The sequence below is a fragment of the Krasilnikovia sp. MM14-A1004 genome, from assembly GCF_047159485.1.
In the GTDB taxonomy this organism is placed as follows: domain Bacteria; phylum Actinomycetota; class Actinomycetes; order Mycobacteriales; family Micromonosporaceae; genus Actinoplanes.
Map to the genome: position 1 here is coordinate 7,001,563 of NZ_AP038773.1, position 16,574 is coordinate 7,018,136.

At 72.2% G+C, this 16,574-nt stretch carries 19 protein-coding genes; 9 read left to right on the forward strand and 10 right to left on the reverse strand.

Features of this window, described 5'->3' with window-relative positions:
• Window positions 1-21 precede the first annotated feature (21 nt).
• The 3 genes from ACMCNN_RS30650 to ACMCNN_RS30660 all read right to left on the reverse strand — a co-directional run bounded on the left by ACMCNN_RS30650 (window position 22) and on the right by ACMCNN_RS30660 (window position 1,708).
• Window positions 22-756 (reverse strand): AIM24 family protein, encoded by a 735-nt coding sequence (locus ACMCNN_RS30650; protein WP_412743933.1) that lies wholly within the window; start codon window positions 754-756, stop codon window positions 22-24.
• Between the two features lie 67 nt (window positions 757-823).
• Complete coding sequence (locus ACMCNN_RS30655; RefSeq protein WP_412743934.1) at window positions 824-1,186, reverse strand: metallopeptidase family protein; 363 nt, start codon at window positions 1,184-1,186, stop codon at window positions 824-826.
• Between the two features lie 93 nt (window positions 1,187-1,279).
• Entirely contained in the window at window positions 1,280-1,708 is a 429-nt protein-coding gene (locus ACMCNN_RS30660) for an OsmC family protein (RefSeq protein ID WP_412743935.1), read from the reverse strand.
• A 132-nt stretch (window positions 1,709-1,840) separates the two neighbouring features.
• Between ACMCNN_RS30660 and ACMCNN_RS30665 the strand changes: the two genes are divergently transcribed.
• From ACMCNN_RS30665 to ACMCNN_RS30680, 4 genes are all read left to right on the forward strand, one after another.
• Entirely contained in the window at window positions 1,841-2,560 is a 720-nt protein-coding gene (locus ACMCNN_RS30665; RefSeq protein WP_412743936.1) for a hypothetical protein, read from the forward strand.
• 61 nt (window positions 2,561-2,621) lie between these two features.
• Window positions 2,622-3,881, forward strand: coding sequence for a serine--tRNA ligase (serS, locus tag ACMCNN_RS30670; RefSeq protein WP_412743937.1), 1,260 nt, complete (start codon window positions 2,622-2,624; stop codon window positions 3,879-3,881).
• Between the two features lie 107 nt (window positions 3,882-3,988).
• Entirely contained in the window at window positions 3,989-4,810 is an 822-nt protein-coding gene (locus ACMCNN_RS30675) for an HAD family hydrolase (protein WP_412743938.1), read from the forward strand.
• A complete protein-coding gene (locus tag ACMCNN_RS30680; protein ID WP_412743939.1) occupies window positions 4,810-5,622 on the forward strand; it encodes an HAD family hydrolase in 813 nt (270 codons plus the stop codon). The genes ACMCNN_RS30675 and ACMCNN_RS30680 overlap by 1 nt, the downstream gene beginning before the upstream one ends.
• Before the next feature lie 80 nt (window positions 5,623-5,702).
• On the opposite strand, the gene ACMCNN_RS30685 is transcribed toward ACMCNN_RS30680, so the two are convergent.
• Together ACMCNN_RS30685 and ddaH are read right to left on the reverse strand one after the other, a co-directional pair.
• Window positions 5,703-6,278: a bacterial proteasome activator family protein gene (locus ACMCNN_RS30685; protein WP_412743940.1), complete on the reverse strand. Its 576-nt coding sequence runs from the start codon at window positions 6,276-6,278 to the stop codon at window positions 5,703-5,705.
• A 57-nt stretch (window positions 6,279-6,335) separates the two neighbouring features.
• Entirely contained in the window at window positions 6,336-7,163 is an 828-nt protein-coding gene (gene ddaH / locus ACMCNN_RS30690) for a dimethylargininase (RefSeq protein ID WP_412743941.1), read from the reverse strand.
• Window positions 7,164-7,229: 66 nt separating this feature from the next.
• Between ddaH and ACMCNN_RS30695 the strand changes: the two genes are divergently transcribed.
• Both ACMCNN_RS30695 and ACMCNN_RS30700 read left to right on the forward strand, forming a co-directional pair.
• The gene (locus tag ACMCNN_RS30695; RefSeq protein ID WP_130513300.1) at window positions 7,230-7,688 is read left to right on the forward strand and encodes an Lrp/AsnC family transcriptional regulator; all 459 of its coding nucleotides are present in this window, start codon (window positions 7,230-7,232) and stop codon (window positions 7,686-7,688) included.
• Window positions 7,689-7,818: 130 nt separating this feature from the next.
• A complete protein-coding gene (locus tag ACMCNN_RS30700; protein WP_412747335.1) occupies window positions 7,819-9,708 on the forward strand; it encodes a beta-propeller domain-containing protein in 1,890 nt (629 codons plus the stop codon).
• A gap of 12 nt (window positions 9,709-9,720) precedes the next feature.
• Here the strand turns inward: ACMCNN_RS30700 and ACMCNN_RS30705 are convergent, their stop codons facing one another.
• The 3 genes from ACMCNN_RS30705 to ACMCNN_RS30715 all read right to left on the reverse strand — a co-directional run bounded on the left by ACMCNN_RS30705 (window position 9,721) and on the right by ACMCNN_RS30715 (window position 11,802).
• The gene (locus ACMCNN_RS30705; RefSeq protein WP_412743942.1) at window positions 9,721-10,797 is read right to left on the reverse strand and encodes a T3SS (YopN, CesT) and YbjN peptide-binding chaperone 1; all 1,077 of its coding nucleotides are present in this window, start codon (window positions 10,795-10,797) and stop codon (window positions 9,721-9,723) included.
• Window positions 10,798-10,846: 49 nt separating this feature from the next.
• Window positions 10,847-11,119, reverse strand: coding sequence for a DUF6457 domain-containing protein (locus tag ACMCNN_RS30710; protein WP_412743943.1), 273 nt, complete (start codon window positions 11,117-11,119; stop codon window positions 10,847-10,849).
• Window positions 11,120-11,202: 83 nt separating this feature from the next.
• Window positions 11,203-11,802: a molybdenum cofactor guanylyltransferase gene (locus ACMCNN_RS30715; RefSeq protein WP_412743944.1), complete on the reverse strand. Its 600-nt coding sequence runs from the start codon at window positions 11,800-11,802 to the stop codon at window positions 11,203-11,205.
• Between the two features lie 77 nt (window positions 11,803-11,879).
• Here ACMCNN_RS30715 and fdhD point away from each other — a divergent pair, with 77 nt between their 5' ends.
• Window positions 11,880-12,707, forward strand: a complete 828-nt coding sequence (gene fdhD / locus ACMCNN_RS30720) for a formate dehydrogenase accessory sulfurtransferase FdhD (protein WP_412743945.1) — start codon at window positions 11,880-11,882, stop codon at window positions 12,705-12,707.
• Here the strand turns inward: fdhD and ACMCNN_RS30725 are convergent.
• Window positions 12,697-13,731, reverse strand: a complete 1,035-nt coding sequence (locus ACMCNN_RS30725; protein WP_412743946.1) for a DUF4192 domain-containing protein — start codon at window positions 13,729-13,731, stop codon at window positions 12,697-12,699. The genes fdhD and ACMCNN_RS30725 overlap by 11 nt on opposite strands.
• Window positions 13,732-13,832: 101 nt before the next feature.
• A complete protein-coding gene (locus ACMCNN_RS30730) occupies window positions 13,833-14,345 on the reverse strand; it encodes a GNAT family N-acetyltransferase (protein ID WP_412743947.1) in 513 nt (170 codons plus the stop codon).
• Window positions 14,346-14,401: 56 nt separating this feature from the next.
• Between ACMCNN_RS30730 and ACMCNN_RS30735 the strand changes: the two genes are divergently transcribed.
• Together ACMCNN_RS30735 and moaA are read left to right on the forward strand one after the other, a co-directional pair.
• Window positions 14,402-15,283: a fructosamine kinase family protein gene (locus ACMCNN_RS30735; RefSeq protein WP_412743948.1), complete on the forward strand. Its 882-nt coding sequence runs from the start codon at window positions 14,402-14,404 to the stop codon at window positions 15,281-15,283.
• A 241-nt stretch (window positions 15,284-15,524) separates the two neighbouring features.
• Window positions 15,525-16,571, forward strand: a complete 1,047-nt coding sequence (moaA, locus tag ACMCNN_RS30740) for a GTP 3',8-cyclase MoaA (protein WP_412747336.1) — start codon at window positions 15,525-15,527, stop codon at window positions 16,569-16,571.
• Window positions 16,572-16,574 lie beyond the last annotated feature (3 nt).

A 16,574-nucleotide genomic window follows, 5' to 3' on the forward strand; every position in this document is an offset into this window, starting at 1 on the left:
CAGATTCGCTGATGGCGCCGCTCAGCCGAGCAGGCCGCCGAGCAGGCCGCCCTGTTGCTGCTGCTGACCCGCGCCGGCGCCGGCCAGGCCGCCCGGTGCCTCCTCGGACGGCTGCACCACGACGAAGCCCTGACCCGCGAAGCTCATCGTGAACCGTTCGCCGGTGGTGCGGCCCAGCAGCGTGCCGAGGCCGAGCTGCTCCGCGCGGTGGTAGCCGGTCTGCAGGTTGGCGGACCAGCAGATCGCGGCCTGCGGGTCCACGTACGTGGGCTGGTCCACGCTCAGCACCACAGGGCTGCCCTTGGTGGTGACGGCGATCCGGCCGTACCCGGTGAAGACGCAGTTGAAGAGGCCGGCGTTGGACATCATGCCCGCGCCCCCGACCATCTTGATGTCGTACTGCAGCGTCGAGTCGAACGCCAGCACGTTGGCGCCGTTGATCGACAGGGCGTCGCCCGGCTCCAGGTCGATGAGGTGGATGTCGGCGGCCCGCTCGGCGAGGAAGACGTCACCCCGGCCACTCACCCGCATCAGCGGTACGCCCTCACCGGTTAGCTTCTGCTTGAGGAACTTGCCGAGCCCGCCGGAGCCGAGCGCCTCGAACTGGACCTGCCCCTGGTACGCGACCATCGAGCCGGTCCGCGCCATGAACTCACCGTTCAATTCCGCCTTCAGCAGCTTCGAGTTCTGCAGCCGGAGGCCGGGCTGGGCCGACTCCTTCTCGAGGTTGTCCGCCGAGAACAGGTCACTGCGCATTGGGGGGCCCTTTCGATGTTGGTGTGCGACCAGCGTAGAAGCAGGTCACAACACCGTCACCGGCCGTTCAGCCCCAACCCAGCTCATGCAGGCGGTGGTCGTCGATGCCGAAATGGTGCGCGATCTCGTGCACGACCGTGATCGCCACCTCGTCGATGACATCGTTTTCCGTGTCGCAGACGGTCAGCGTCGGGCGGCGGTAGATGGTGATCCGGTCCGGCAGCACCCCTGCGTAGTCCCAGCCGCGCTCGGTGAGCGCGTGGCCCTCGTACAGGCCGAGCAGCTCGTCTTCGCCGTCCGGGGGGGTGTCCTCGACGAGGATCACCACGTTGTCCATGAGGTTGAGCAATTCGACAGGCACCTCGTCGAGCGCCTGGCCCACCAGTTCCTCGAAACGCTCACGGCTCATCTCGACCGGCACAGCGCCCATTGTGCGCCATCCGGGTACGGCCCGGCACGATCGGCGCGGCCGGTGCGGTCGGGTGTCCGACAGACACTCCCGACCACACCGGCCGCGAAAGGATCAGGCCAGCGTCGCGTTGAGGCTGATCTCGGCGCCGGGGGAGAGCAGGCGCGAGATCGGGCAGTTCTCCTTGGCTCCAACGGCGATCTTCTGGAACGTGCCGTCGTCGATCCCCGGCACGTCGCCAGTGGTCTCCAGGTCGATGCGGGTGACCGTCATCCCGGCGTCGGTCTTGTCCAGGTGGACCTTGGCGGTGGTCTCCACCGAGGTGGGGGTGAAGCCCGCGTCGGCGAGGCCCTTGGAGAACGCCATCGAGAAGCAGCCGGCGTGCGCGGCGCCGATCAGCTCCTCGGGGTTCGTCCCCTCGCCCTCCTCGAACCGCGACGCGAAGGAGTAGTTGCCGGACAGGCCACCCTTGCCGGTCTTGATCGTTCCGGTGCCTTCGGTGAGGTTGCCGGACCAGCGGGCTGATGCAGTGCGAATAGGCATGTACCAGACGCTAGACCATTCGTGGCGTGCTGGCCGCCGAGGCGGTACCGGGCCATGATGGATCACATGTCGTCGCAGCCGCAGCCTGCCGGGCCGCAGACATCCGGGCCGCAGAGTTCTGGGGCTCAGCCGGTGGTGGTCGAGTTCGGCCACGACGACGAGTCCGTTCCCGGGCGGTCCCGCCACCGCGTCATGGACTGGGCCGCCGGGCTCGCCGGAGACCGCCGCCTCGTGCCGCTGGCCGCCGCGCTGGGCGGCGTCGCGCTGTTCGCGTCCCTCGTCTCCGAATGGCAGGTCACCGCCGTGGACGCCACCATCTTCGGTGACGGCCAGGTCGGCACCAAACCGCTGTCCGCCACGGTGGCCGACCTCGGCGCCTGGGGCGGCGGCTATCTTGCCGGGTTGTTCGCGCTGGTCGCCGCCGTGGTGCTGGTGCTGTTCGGCCCACCGCCCGGCCGCCGGTACGCCCGGCTGATCGGGCTCAGCACGGCCGGGGTCCTGGTGGCCCTGCTGGCCGCCGTGGCGGCACACCTGCGCCACGCCAGCGGGGTGCTGGGCGGCGTCTTCACCATCCAGCTCGGCGACGACCAACTGAAGCTCACGTACGGGCGGGGGATCTGGTGCGCCCTGTTCGGGGTCGGCGCCACCATGCTCGCGCTCTACCTGGCAGGTCGCCACCTCGAACCCGGCGACGCGCCGCATCCCGACGCGGAACCGGCGGCCGCACCCACGGTCTGGTCGTGGCGGCGGGACGCCGACGACGAGGGGCCGCCGGAGGCGCCGTACGGGCTCACGGTCAGCTCGGCGCCGCCGTTCCCGCCCGAGTCGGCGGAACGCGACGAGTCGACCTGATCGGGACGGCGGGCGATATCGGGCTGAACGCGGGCCGGGGACGCCGGTAGGCTCACCTATCGTGATTGACCTGCGTCTGCTCCGCGAGGACCCCGAGCTGCTCCGTGCCAGCCAGCGCCTGCGTGGTGAGCCCACCACGGTGGTCGACGACCTGCTGCATGCCGACGAGGAACGCCGGGCGGCCACCCAGCGCTTCGAGGCCGTCCGGGCGGAACAGAAGTCCCTGGGCAAGCAGGTGCCGAAGGCCACCGGCGACGAACGGGCGGCGCTGCTGGCCCGTACCAAAGAGCTGGCTGCCGAGGTGAAGGCGGCCGAGGCCGCCGCGACCGACGCCGACCAGGCACTGCGCCGGGCCCAGATGGCCGTGCCCAACCTCGTGGAGGACGGCGTGCCGCCCGGCGGCGAGGACGACTTCGTGGTGCTGCGCGAGGTCGGCCAGATCCCGGACATCGCCGAGCCGAAGGACCACCTGGAGCTGGGCGAGGGGCTGCGCGCGATCGACACCGAGCGCGGCGCGAAGGTCTCGGGCTCGCGGTTCTACTACCTGACCGGGGTGGGCGCGCTGCTGCAGCTGGCGCTGCTGCAGATGGCGATCCAGCAGGCGGTCGAGCACGGCTTCACGCCGTCGATCACCCCGGTGCTGGTCAAGCCCGAGTCGATGGAGGGTACGGGCTTCCTCGGCGCCCACGCGAGCGAGATCTACCGGCTGGAGGCCGACGACCTGTACCTGGTCGGCACGTCGGAGGTGGCGCTGGCGGCCTACCACTCGAACGAGATCCTGGACCTGGACGGCCCACAGCGGTACGCGGGGTGGTCGTCGTGTTTCCGGCGCGAGGCCGGGTCGCACGGCCGGGACGTACGCGGGATCCTGCGCGTGCACCAGTTCGACAAGGTAGAGATGTTCTCGTTCTGCCGCCCAGAGGACGCCCGGGCCGAGCACCTGAAGCTGCTGGCCATGGAGGAGGAGATGCTCGCCAAGGTCGAGATCCCGTACCGGGTGATCGACGTGGCGGCGGGCGACCTCGGCACCAGCGCGGCCCGCAAGTACGACTGCGAGGCGTGGGTGCCGTCGCAGCAGCGCTACCGCGAGGTCACGTCGACGTCGAACTGCACCACGTTCCAGGCGCGGCGGCTCAACATCCGCTACCGCGACGAAGACGGCAAGCCGCAGACCGTGGCGACCCTGAACGGCACGCTGGCCACCACCCGCTGGCTCATTCCGATCCTGGAGAACCACCAGCGGCCGGACGGCTCGGTGCAGGTGCCCAAGGCGCTGCAGCCGTTCCTGGGCGGGCGCGACGTGCTGGAACCTGTCCGATAACTCGATCGAAATCTGGCGGCCACCAAACGTAATGGTCGCAGGTGGCGGGCCGGGTGTAGCCTTCTCCTTCCGCCCTCCGCGGGGGTTTACGACCCTCGGAGGTAGAGATGGTCAAGCCCGGCTTGCCGAAACTCATCGCCACCGATCTCGACGGCACGCTGGTACGCAGCGACGACACCGTGTCCCCGTACACCCATGAGGTGCTGGACCGGGTTCGCGCGGCCGGCATCCGGGTGGTCGGCGCCACCGGCCGGGGTCCCCGGCTGACCGGGCTGACCCGCACCGACATCCGCGCCGCGGAATTCCTCGTCCTCGCCCAGGGCGGCTGGGTGGTCGACCAGAGCCACCCGGACGAGCCGGTGACCCTGCACGCCCGGCGGCTGTCCGGGCGCGCCCTCGCCCGCATCCTGGCCGACCTGGAAGCCGAGGTCGGACCCCTGTCCGTGCTGGTGGAGGCGCTCGAACACGACGACGCCCCGCTGTGGGGCGACCGGGACCCCACCTGGCGCTACCCGGTGGTGATCGAGGAACGGCCCCGGGAGGCCTGCGTGGCCGTGGACGCGATCAAGGCGTTCGTCCGGTGCGCCGACTGCGACGTCGACGACCTGCTGGCCACGGCGCAGCGGATCGTCCCGCCCGAGGTGGCGTCGGTCACCCAGGCCGGCATGAACTTCGTCGAGATCTGCCCGCCCGGCGTGGACAAGGCCTCGGGCCTGGCCGTGGTCGCGCAGTCGATCGGTGTCGACCCCGGCGACGTGCTGGTGTTCGGCGACATGCCCAACGACCTGCCCATGTTCGCCTGGGCGGGATGGGGCCGGGTGGCGGTCGCCAACGCCCACCCGTCGATCCTCGCCGCCGCGGACGAGGTGACCCTGACCAACGACGCCGACGGGGTGGCCGTGTTCCTGGACAAGCTACTGTCGAGGTGATGTCTGCTCCGCCGGTACGCCTCGTCGCCTCCGACATCGACGGCACCCTGATCCGCACCGACGGCTCGCTCAGCCCGCGTACCGCCGAGGTGCTCGACCGGTTGATCCGGCAGGGAGTGCCCACCGTGCTGGTCACCGGGCGCCCGCTGCGCTGGCTCCGGCAGCTCTACGACCAGATGGCCGAGCCGCTGCCCGCGATCTGCGCGAACGGGGCGATCGTCTACGACCCCGACACCGATCACGTGCTGCGCGCCCACCCGCTGGAGGTCGAGCTGCTGCTGGAGGTGACCAAGCGGCTGCGCGAGGCCATCCCGGACGTGGCGCTGGCCGTCGAGGTCGAGGACGGCCGCAAGTTCTGGTACGAGCAACGGTGGCCGATGACGTGGGAGGCCGAGCACCGCAACGTACGGGTCCTCGCCACGCCCGAGGAGCTGACGACGGTACCGGCGGTGAAACTGCTCGCCCGCTCGGTCGCGCATGAACCTGACGACTTCTACACGCTCGTCGGGCACACCCTGGCCGGGCTCGCGGAGGCCACACACTCGTCGTCGTCCGCGCTCGTGGAGATCTCCGCGGCGGGGGTGACCAAGGCGGCCGGGCTGGCCTGGCTGTGCGAGCGGGAGGGGTTCACCGCCGCGGATGTGGTGGCGTTCGGGGACATGCCCAACGACGTACCGATGCTGAGCTGGGCGGGCCGGTCGGTGGCGATGGGCAACGCCCACCCCGCCGTCCGTGAGGTCGCCGACGAGGTGACGCTCACGAACGACGAGGACGGGGTGGCGGCGTACCTGGAGCGGCTGTTTTCGCTCTGATCGCCGGTTTCATTCTGATCGCCGGTTCACTCTGATCGCCGGTCGATCGGCGTCGGCCGGCTGATCTGCGCCGGCGAGTGTCAGAGGTACTGGCCGGTGCTGTGTGAGGGGCCCTCGCCGCCGGGGCCGGCCTGGCCCGGCATGCCGGGGACGAGGCCGTTCGGGCCGACCGGCAGGGCCGGGCGTCCCGAGCGCATCTGCTCCAGCTGCAGGCGGGCCGCCATCTGCTGGGCGACCAGCGCCGCCTGGATGCCGTGGAACAGGCCCTCCAGCCAGCCGACCAGCTGGGCCTGGGCGATACGCAGCTCGCCCTCGCTGGGCGGGGTGTCGCCGTTGAACGGCAGGGACAGCCGCTCCAGCTCGTCCTGCAGCTCCGGCGCGAGGCCGTCCTCCAGCTCCTTGATCGAACGCTGGTGGATCTCGCGCAGGCGGCCGCGGCTGGCCTCGTCGAGCGGCGCGGCCCTGACCTCCTCCAGCAGCTGCTTGATCATGCTGCCGATGCGCATGACCTTGGCGGGCTGCTCGATCAGATTGCCGGGGTCCTCCGGGCTGACGTCGCCGTTGGCGTCCACCGTGCCCATCGGGCGGCCGTCGGGACCCACGACGATGACGGAGCCGTCGTCACTCTTCTCAGGGGTGGGGGTGTCGTCGGTCATGCGTTCCATCTTCCCGCACGCCCGCGAGCTATTCGCCGCGGGCGTCCGCCGCCGTGCTCAGGCGCGGAGTTCGGCGACGGCGCACTTGACGCTGCCGCCGCCGCGCTTGAGCTCCGACAGGTCGACCGTCACCGGGCTGTAGCCGGCCGCCCGCACCTTGTCGGCCATGCCGACCGCCTCGGTGTTGAGCACCACGTTGCGGCCGTCGCTGACCAGGTTGAGGCCGAACGCCTCGGCGTCGGCCCGGTCCGCCAGCACGGCGTCCGGGAAGAGCTGGCTCAGGACCCGCTGGGAGGCGGGGGAGAAGGCGTCCGGGAAGTACGTGACGTTCCGGTCGTCGAGCGCGGCCAGCGCCGTGTCCAGGTGGTAGTACGCCGGGTCGACCAGCTTGAGCGACACCACTGGGCGGCCCAGGATCTCCTGCGCCTCGGCGTGCGCGGCCGGGTCGGTGCGGAAGCCGTACCCGGCGAGGATCAGCCCGCCGTACGCGTTCGGCAGGTACGCGAAGTCGCCCTCGCCCTCGTTGACGAACGCCGGGTCGGCGAAACGCCACGCGCCCCGGGCGTAGAAGAGCTGGTGGAAGGCGGCCTCGGCGGCGCGCTGCGGGTGCTTGAAGCGGGCCCCGTACACGGTGCCGTCGACGGAGAACGCGCCGTTGGCGGCGAACACCATGTCGGGCAGGCCGGGCTGCGGGTCGAGCACGTGCACCTGGTGGCCGAGTTCGGCCAGGGTGTCGTGCAGCAGCTGCCACTGCTTGAGGGCGAGCACCGGGTCGACCGGAGCGGTGGTGTCCATCCAGGGGTTGATGGCGTACTCGACGGTGAAGTGCTCCGGCGGGCACATCAGATATGTCCGGGTACGCGGCATCCGCTCCGTGTGACTCATGAAGTAAGGGTAGGTACGCTGGGAGGAACGAAACAGGTCGAAGCCTTGCTCGTCGGAGACGAATCGTTGCAGATGGACGCCGTTGACCAGCGAATCATTGCGTTGCTCGTGAATGACGCGCGCGCGTCCTACGCCGAAATCGGGGCGAAGGTGTCCCTCTCGGCGCCGGCCGTCAAGCGACGCGTCGATCGCCTCCGCTCCAGCGGGGTGATCAAGGGATTCACCACCGTCATCGAACCGGCCGCCGTCGGCTGGACCACCGAGGCGTTCGTGGAGCTGTTCTGCACCGGCCGGACCACGCCCGCGCAGATCACGGTCGCGACCCGGCGGCATCCCGAGGTGGTCGGGGCATACACAGTGTCGGGGCAGGCGGACGCGCTCGTGCACCTGCGCGCCGCCGACATCGGCCACCTGGAGCAGGCCCTCGAACGGCTGCGGGCCGAGCCGTTCGTCACCTCGACCCGCAGCATGGTGGTGCTGTCCCGACTCGTCGAGACCCCCACGCCGGTACCCGCACCGAGCTGAACCGCCCGCCGGGTTTTGCCGACTCTTGGCCGACCCTTGGCCGACCTTCGGCGGAGCCGAGGTGGAGCCGAGGTGGAGCCGGGATGGAACCGGGGTGGAACCGACCGCCGCCGCCCGGCGTCCCACCGACATGCCTGCCCCACGCTGGACCCGCCCGTTGCTCTGCGGCACTCTCGCCGCAGCCCTGCCCCTCGCCGGCTGCACCTCACGGCCCGCCCCACCCCGACCGGTCACCCCCGTGTCGGCCGGGGCACTGCGGCTCGTCGCGTTCGACTCCTGCCAGCAGTTGCTCAATGACCTTCGCTCGCACACCAGGGAGGCGGTCGGGCCGTGGGGGCTGCCCGGCGACGACCGGGCCGTGCCCGCCGCCGCGGCGGACGGCGCCCGGGCCATGGAGAAGGCGGCCCCCGCCCCGGCGCCCGCCGCACCGCACTCGGACACCAACAGTCACGAACAGGACGCCGACGAACCGGACATCGTGAAAACCGACGGCCGGCGCATCGTCACCGTGACCGGCAACACGCTCCGGGTCGTCGACGCGGCCAGCCGGACCGCCACCGGCAGCCTGAACCTCGGCGTCATGGGCGACGCGCAGCTGCTGCTGGCCGGGGACGCCGCCCTGGTGCTGGTCCGCTCTGTCGACATGACGGCCAGGATGGACCGCTTCGCCCCGCCGATGCCGTTGCGGACCAGGGCGCAGCTGATCCTCGTCGACCTGCGCGGCGCCCCGCGGGTGGTCAGCCGGTACACCGGCGACGGCACCCTGGTCGACGCCCGGCAGACCGGCACGGTGGCCCGGGTGGTGCTGCGCGCGACGCCGGAGATCCGGCTGCCCGACCGGCCCGACGCCTCCGAGGACGACCGGGTGGCGGCCAACCGTACGGCCGTCGGCCGCGCGCCGCTGGGCGCCTGGCTGCCCGACTGGTCGGTCACGACCGGCGGCGCCACCCGCTCCGGCCAGGTCGGCTGCGACCGGGTCAGCCGGCCCGCCGACTTCTCCGGCACCTCCCTGCTGACGGTCCTGACGTTCGACCTGAGCGCACCCGCGCTCACCGACGGCGACCCGGTCACGGTGGTGGCCGACGCCGACACCGTGTACGGCACGGGCACCAGCCTGTACCTCGCCGGCGATCAGCGGTGGCGCTTCGACGTCTGGCCCGAACGGGCCGGCAAACCGGTGGCCGGCCACACCGACATCTACCGGCTGGACCTCAACGGCGCCGACCGCCCCCGGTACGCGGCCGCCGGTTCGGTCCCCGGCCGGCTCGTCAACCAGTACGCGCTGTCGGAGTGGGACGGGCATCTACGCGTCGCCACGACCGACGACAGCACGGCGTCCTCTGCGGTCCGGGTGCTGGAGCAGCGCGGGGACACCCTCGCGCCGGTCGGCGTCGTGAACGGGCTGGGCCACGGCGAGCAGATCTACTCGGTGCGGTTCATCGGCCCGCGCGGCTACGTGGTCACCTTCCGGCAGACCGACCCGCTGTATGCGGTGGATCTCGCCGACCCGGCGCACCCGACCGTGACCGGCGAACTGAAGATCACCGGGTACTCGGCGCACCTGCAGCCGGTCGGTGAGGGGCGGCTCGTCGGCGTCGGTCAGGAGGCCGACACCAACGGCCGGATCTCCGGCACCCAGGTGTCGTTGTTCGACACCACCGATCCGGCCCGGCCCCGGCGGCTGGCCCAGCACCACATCGCGGACGGGCAGTCCGAGGCGGAGTGGGACCCGCACGCGCTGCTGTGGTGGCCCGCCACCCAGCTGCTCGTGGTGCCGGTGACGACGTACGATCCGCGGGGCCGCAGCATCCCGGCGGCCTCGGCGCTGGCGCTGCGGGTGACAGACAGCGGGCTGACCGAGGTCGGGAAGATCGCGCAGCCGCGCGTGGTAGACGGCGTCGCCCCGACCGTGCGCCGCACGCTGGTGGTCGGCGACGTGCTGTGGACCATGTCCGACGCGGGACTGCAGGCGTCCGGGCTGTCCACGATGGACCGGCTGGCGTGGCTGCCGTACTCCTGATGGCGTAGGCGACTACAGGTACATTCCGGTGCGGTGCTCGCCGTCGGCGCGGCCCGCGGGCTTGTCGCCCTCGCCGAAGAAGCGCTTGCCGCCGAACTCGCCGTGCAGGCGATCGTCCAGCTCGTCCGCGAGCCCGGTCATCACCTGCACGGCGAGCATGAGGTGGGTGGCCTGGAAGTTGCGCCCGAACACCGGGATGGACGCCCACACGGTGTCCTGGGCGCAGTACAGGCGACCGATCGGCATGCGGTTGGTCAGCTCGGACAGCTTCACGTACAGCTGCTCGGTCGGCTCGACCTCGGTGAGGATCGGGGAGAACACGTCCACCAGCGGCGGATTGTCGCGGACCCGCACGAACACCATCGCCGACCCGGCCCGGATGCCGATGTCGCCGTCGGTGTCGACCTGGAGCTGGTCCACTGTGGTCTTCGACATGGTGGCGACGACCGTGCGCACCCGCTCCTCCAGCGGGACGACCTCGTCGGCCGCGTTGGCCAGCGCCTCGGTCAGCACGCCGTCCTCGTCGAGGTCGTCGAGGTCGAGGGTCTGGCCGATGCTCGGCTCATGCCGGGCCGTACCCAGCGGTGACGTGTCGAGCGGCTCGTCCTGCTCGTCGTGCACCAGGTAGACCAGGAAGGCGGGGTGCGGGGCGCCGTACACGTCGCGCAGGGTGCGGGTGACGATGGTGGCGAGCCGGTTCGCGGCGGCCACCTCGGTGCGCAGACCGAACGAGTCGCCGGAGCCGGGCAGCACGCCGGGCGGCGACCAGCCGAGCGCGACCAGGTCCGCCACCGCCGACCGGTCCATCCGGAGACCCTCGGGCAGGGCGGCGTTGCCGACCGCCAGCGCCTCCACCACGCCACCGTCGAGCAGGCGCAGGCTCACCGAGTAGATGGCCGCCCCGGTGCCGGAGGCGGTGGGGTCGAGGGTGAGGTCGACGTAGGCGCCGGGGGAGAGGGTGGGCAGCAGCGCGGCGAGCGCACCGGCGAACTCGCGCCAGGCCTCGGTCACCTTGGCCCGCAGGTCGGCCGTCGTCGGCTCGTCGAGCAGGACCCCTTCGGGCTGCTCGTGCCCGTCATCCACGGTCATGATCCGCCACCTCCGTCCCCGTCACCCTACCGAGCGGCGGTCCCGGCAATCACGGGGTCGGTGGGTCGGCGACGACGGGCTGCGCTTCGGCCCGCTGCGGCCAGCCCAGGGCCAGGGTCCGGATCCGCGCGGCCACGTCGACCGGATCGGCGCCACGCCCCACGGCCAACCCCATCAGGTACGCCGTGACCGGCGCACCCGGCCGCAGCACCTGGTGGGCGACGTCGCGGGCGACATCGAGCACCGCCGAGGTGTCGACGTCGGTGGGTGGCATGCCGAGTTCGGCGCCGACCGCTGTCACCCAGGCGTCCAGCTCATTCATTCGTGCTCACTTCCCGGCCGCCCGGTGCACGGGACAGCGATTTCGCGCCGCGGGGCACGGCCCCGGAGCGGCTCGCCGAACGCTCACCGGGCCCACTCTTCGGCCGCGCGCAGGTCGTCGTCGGTGTCGCAGTCGAACCACGGCGGCGGGCCGGGTCGGCGCCACGACACATCCATGAAGCTCAGCTGGTCGAGCAGTTCACGCATGGCGGCGCCGTGCAGGTCGCCCCGCTTGGCGGCCAACCGATCCAGCGCGTCGCGCAGCGCGGCCGTACGCCACACCCCGCACAGCGACTGGCGGCGGCCCTCGGCGTCGCGGTACAGCGCGCCCTGCATCGGGGCGGACTCCACGGTGAGGCGCAACACGTCGACCGCCTCACCGGTCAGCAGCGGAAGGTCGGCGGCCAGCAGCGCGGTCAGCGACACGTCCGCCGGCACCAGGGCCAGCCCCGCGGCCGTGGCCGCCACCGGTCCGCCGCCCGGTGGATCCTCACGAGTGGAGTCGACGTGTACCGGCAGGTCAGGGGGCACTGGACCGACCACCACGCGCGGGTCGGCGTCGTGCACCGCGGCGAGCACCCGGGTCAGCATGGACTGCCCTGCGACCGTCAGAGCCGGCTTGTCCGCACCACCCATCCGACTCGCCGCACCACCGGCCAGAACCACCGCAGCAAATCCCCCCACGTACGTACCGTATCCCGGCGGGGACAACAGCGTGACCGCACTCCGAACCCAGCCGCTGCGCGACATAGGGTCGGACCATGGCGCGCACGACGAACCGGCGACCGGTGCTCCGCATCGATCTCGACGCCGCGGGCACGCCCCGGCACCGGCCGGACGATCTGGCCGCCGAGGAGCCGTTGGAGATCCGGGTCCGGCGGGCACCGCTGTCGGTAACCATGCGCACCCCAGGCCAGGACATCGATCTCGCGCTGGGTTTCCTGTTCAACGAGGGCGTCATCCGGGATGCCGACGACGTGGTCACCGCGCAGCTCTGCGGTGGAACCGACGCACCGAACACGTACAACGTGATCGACGTGACGCTCGGCCCGGACGTGCCCGCACCGGCCACCGACCCGAGCCGGAACTTCACCACCACCAGCGCGTGCGGCGTGTGCGGGAAGGCCAGCATCGACGCCGTACGGACCAGGTCCAGGTTCGCGCTCGCCGAGGATCCGGTGACTGTTCCGGCGCGAGTGATCGCCGAACTGCCCGACCGCCTGCGCGCGGCGCAACGTACGTTCGACCGCACCGGCGGACTGCACGCGGCCGGGCTGTTCGACGCCGACGGCACGCTGGTCGTGGTGCGTGAGGACGTCGGGCGGCACAACGCCGTGGACAAGGTGGTCGGGTGGGCGCTGCGCGAGGGCCGGCTACCGCTGCGCGGGCACCTGCTGCTCGTGTCGGGGCGGGCCAGCTTCGAGCTGACGCAGAAGGCGTGGATGGCCGGGCTGCCCGTGCTGGCCGCCGTCTCCGCGCCCAGCACCCTCGCCGCCGAGCTGGCCGAGGAGGCCGGGATGACGCTGGTGGGATTCCTGCGCGGCCGCTCAATGAACGTGTACACCGCCCCCCACCGCGTCACGCTCTGACCTTTCGCCCGCCGGGACCGTCCGGGTCGGTGACGCGCGGCCAGCCGCGTACGGCGTCCGGGTCGAGCGCGTAACCGAGGACGTCCTCCAGCAGTCGGGCCATCGGGTATCGCGGGTCCTGCACCAGCGCCCGGTCCACTGCGACGCGCGCCAGCGCGCCCATCCCCGCCCGCCACGCCGCGAAACTCAGCAGGCAGGCGGGGGCGAGCAGGTACGGCGGTTCGACCCGGCGCAGGACGTCCGTCCACATCGTCACCCGCCACGGCTCCGTGCCGATCCGTTCCCACGCGTAGTCGCGCACCGGCAGGTGTATCAGGAGCACCCCGAGCCACGCGAGGTCGTCATCGCCCGGGCGCCGACCCGATCGGTAGGACCGTTCGGCCGCCCGGACCGCCGTACGGCCGGCGTGGCGGACCAGGCGGGCGAAGCCCGCGTCGTGCAGTTCGCGGGCCATGAGGTCGGCCAGCCGCCCCTGGGCCCGTGCGGTCGCGGCGGTCATCGCGGCGCGTTCGGCGCCCGTGACGGGGGCGACCCGGGCCACCAGGGCTTCCCGGTCCGGCAGCGCGACCTGGCCCGCGTACGTGGCGGCGGCCGCGACGACGCTGTGCGCGGGCGGGCACGGATGCCCCTCGGGCGGGCAGCAGGCGGGCCCGGCGCAGCGGCACGACCAGTACCGCCCGTCGGTGACCCGCAGCTCCTCGTGCACCACCAGCCCCCGCCGGCGCAGCGCCTCGGCGGTGCGCGCCACGGCGGGCGTGACCCGCTCGGCCGGGCCGTACCCGATGACGGTGGCGCCCTCGACGCCCTGGCGGGTCACGACCGCGGCGACGTGATCGGCCTCGGCGACCACCTCGTCCTCCGGGCTGTCGGGCTCGGGTAGATCGTGGCGCGCGGCGAAGTGCACGCGCGGCCCGCGGAAGGCGACCACCGCGATGCTGTCGGTCGGGTGGAAGCCGAGCAGGTACGGCACCGCCGCGAGGAGTTCGGCCGGACTGCTGACCTTGAGGGTGCACTCGGGTGTCATGCGGGGCAGCGTGGCCCGGTCGCGACCATCCGGGTGTGCCGATCGCGCGGCCTGTGGACGACACGCCCGTCATCCACAGGCACGTTGCGTAACCGCCCAGGTCAGGAGCGGAACGACAGCTCGTGCAGTTCGACGCTGTCGGGTTGCCACGCCTGGGTGTCGCGGCCCAGGTCGAGGGTCAGCTCGATCGCCGAGACGACGTTGTATCCGGCCGCGTGCAGGCTGCGGATGGCCTCGACGTTGCGCGACTCGGGGGAGATGGTCAGCGACTTCATGTTGCGCCGGCGCGCCTCGTCGGCCACGTGCCGCAGCAGCTTGCGCCCCACACCCTTGTGCCGGTGGGTGGCGGTGACCACGATCGGCTCGACCTCGCCCGCCCGGCCCCGGATGACCAGCCCTACCAGGCCGATCACCCCGTCGTCGGCATGGTCGGCGACCCAGACCCCGCCCAGGTCGAGCCGGGTGAGGTACTCCTCGAACTCGGCTCCGCCGTCGTCACCCTTACCGGTCGCGGTGCCGTACATGTTCGAGTGCTGGCGGGTCAGCTCGGACCACAGGCGGCGTGCCGCGCTGTGATCGGTCGGCCGGTACGAACGCACTGCGACAGGGTCCATGCCGACATTTTGGCTCCGAATCGGGCAGCTCGTAACCCGAAGTGCAAGATGAGGGCGTGGATCTGGCGTACCTGCGCGCGCACCCCCAGCACCTCCCGACATTTCTCACCCATCAGCGCATCCGCGAGACCCCGGTCGGCGGCGGCGACGTGTGCCACGCGGCACGCCTGACCTTGGACGACGGCACGTCGCTGTTCGCCAAGACCTGGCCACGGGGAGCCCCGCCGCAGGGCTTCTTCGCCGCCGAGGCGAACGGGCTGCGCTGGCTGGCCGAGGCGGGCGCCGTGCCGGTGCCGGAGGTGCTGGTGGCGTTGCCGGATCTGCTGGCCCTCGAATGGGTGGAGCCGGGGACGGCCACGCCGGAGTCGGCCGAGCGGTTCGGCCGGGAGCTGGCCGGGCTCCACCGCGCGGGCGCGCACGGATTCGGCGCCGGCTGGGCCGGGTTCATCGGCCCGCTCGCGCAGGACAATTCGGCCTCCGGCGAGCCCTGGTCGACCTGGTTCGGCGAGCGCCGGCTGCGCCCGTACCTGAAGATCTCGGCCGATCGCGGCGCCCTGCCGGCGGCGGACGTCGCGGCCGTGGAGCGCGTCATCGCCGGCCTTGCCGGGTACGGCGCGGACGAGCCGCCGTCCCGGCTGCACGGCGACCTGTGGCCCGGCAACGTGCTGTGGGCCGCCGACGGCCGCGGGTGGCTGGTCGACCCGGCGGCGCACGGCGGCCACCGGGAGACCGACCTCGCGCAGCTCGCGCTGTTCGGTGGGGCGCCGCATCTGGACCGGATCCTCGATGCGTACGCGGAAACCTGGCCGCTGGCCGACGGCTGGCGGGCGCGGGTGCCGGTGCACCAGCTGCACCTGCTGCTCGTGCACACGGCCGTGTTCGGCGAGTCCTACCGCACTGCCGTGCGCACGGCCGCTGACCTGGCATTGCGCGCCTGATTGCTGTGGTACTGGTCGCCGGGGCTGCGGGATTGTCGGTGCGACGGGCTAGATTCGATCGGTGAGCGACGGTGGGTCCGTGATCCGCACCGCTGGGCAGGTCGATACCGCTGGGCGGGTCGATACCGCTGGGCGGATCGATACCGCTGGGCGGATCGATACCGCTGGGCGGGTCGGCGGGGCTGAGTTACTCGGCGCGGTCGGAACCGCCGAGCGCCTCGGCGCGGCCGGGTCCCCCGAGCTGACCCGGTCCGGACCGGCCGAGCAGCCGCAGGACGGGACCGGGCCCTTGGTGGACCGGTTCGGGCGGGTGGCGACGGATCTGCGGGTGTCGCTGACGGATCGCTGCAATCTGCGCTGCTCCTACTGCATGCCCGAGGAGGGCCTGGCCTGGCTGCCCCGGCAGCAGCAGCTCACGGACGACGAGGTGCACCGGCTCATCCGGATCGCGGTGGAGCGCCTCGGGGTGACAGAGGTGCGCTTCACCGGCGGCGAGCCGCTGATCCGTCCCGGGCTGGTCGGCATCGTGGCCGCGGCCGCCCGGCTGACCCCGCGTCCGAAGCTGTCCGTCACCACCAACGGCATCGGCCTCGACCGGCTCGCACCCGCCCTGCGCGACGCCGGGCTGCAGCGGGTCAACGTCTCCCTCGACACCCTCTCCCCCGAACGCTTCCGCGTCCTGACGCACCGCGACCGGCACGCAGAGGTGCTGGCGGGCCTGCGGGGTGCGGCCACCGCGGGACTCACCCCGGTGAAGATCAACACCGTGCTCATGCGCGGCGTCAACGACGACGAGGCGCCTGCGCTGCTGCAGTTCGCCCTGGAGCACGGGTACGAACTGCGCTTCATCGAGCAGATGCCGCTGGACGCGCAGCACGCCTGGGACCGGCACACCATGGTCACGGCGACCGAGATCCTCGACTCGCTGGCGCCGTTCGGCCTGAAACCCGACCCGGTTTCACGTGGAACCGCCCCGGCCGAGACCTGGCTGGTGCCGGGCTGGTCGGCGGCGGACGGCGGCCCGGCCCGGGTCGGCGTGATCGGCAGCGTGACCCGGCCCTTCTGCGGCGACTGCGACCGCACCCGGCTGACCGCGGACGGCCAGGTCCGCAACTGCCTCTTCGCCCGCGAGGAGTCCGACCTGCGGGCGCTCCTGCGCGGCGGGGCGGACGACGCGGCGATCGCCCGGGCCTGGCAGACCGCCATGTACGGCAAGCGAGCGGGGCACGGCATCGACGATCCGACGTTCCTGCAACCGGCACGCCCGATGTCGGCGATCGGAGGCTGAGCG

Excerpts from the sequence above, each read along its gene's own strand:
- ACMCNN_RS30730 (WP_412743947.1), bottom strand. The coding sequence starts at position 14,345 with ATGGACCCTGTCGCAGTGCGTTCGTACCGGCCGACCGATCACAGCGCG.
- ACMCNN_RS30700 (WP_412747335.1), top strand. The coding sequence starts at position 7,819 with ATGCCTGCCCCACGCTGGACCCGCCCGTTGCTCTGCGGCACTCTCGCC.
- ACMCNN_RS30685 (WP_412743940.1), bottom strand. The coding sequence starts at position 6,278 with ATGACCGACGACACCCCCACCCCTGAGAAGAGTGACGACGGCTCCGTC.
- ACMCNN_RS30660 (WP_412743935.1), bottom strand. The coding sequence starts at position 1,708 with ATGCCTATTCGCACTGCATCAGCCCGCTGGTCCGGCAACCTCACCGAA.
- ACMCNN_RS30705 (WP_412743942.1), bottom strand. The coding sequence starts at position 10,797 with ATGACCGTGGATGACGGGCACGAGCAGCCCGAAGGGGTCCTGCTCGAC.
- fdhD (WP_412743945.1), top strand. The coding sequence starts at position 11,880 with ATGGCGCGCACGACGAACCGGCGACCGGTGCTCCGCATCGATCTCGAC.
- ACMCNN_RS30725 (WP_412743946.1), bottom strand. The coding sequence starts at position 13,731 with ATGACACCCGAGTGCACCCTCAAGGTCAGCAGTCCGGCCGAACTCCTC.
- ddaH (WP_412743941.1), bottom strand. The coding sequence starts at position 7,163 with ATGAGTCACACGGAGCGGATGCCGCGTACCCGGACATATCTGATGTGC.
- ACMCNN_RS30710 (WP_412743943.1), bottom strand. The coding sequence starts at position 11,119 with ATGAATGAGCTGGACGCCTGGGTGACAGCGGTCGGCGCCGAACTCGGC.
- ACMCNN_RS30675 (WP_412743938.1), top strand. The coding sequence starts at position 3,989 with ATGGTCAAGCCCGGCTTGCCGAAACTCATCGCCACCGATCTCGACGGC.
- ACMCNN_RS30650 (WP_412743933.1), bottom strand. The coding sequence starts at position 756 with ATGCGCAGTGACCTGTTCTCGGCGGACAACCTCGAGAAGGAGTCGGCC.
- ACMCNN_RS30655 (WP_412743934.1), bottom strand. The coding sequence starts at position 1,186 with ATGGGCGCTGTGCCGGTCGAGATGAGCCGTGAGCGTTTCGAGGAACTG.
- ACMCNN_RS30680 (WP_412743939.1), top strand. The coding sequence starts at position 4,810 with ATGTCTGCTCCGCCGGTACGCCTCGTCGCCTCCGACATCGACGGCACC.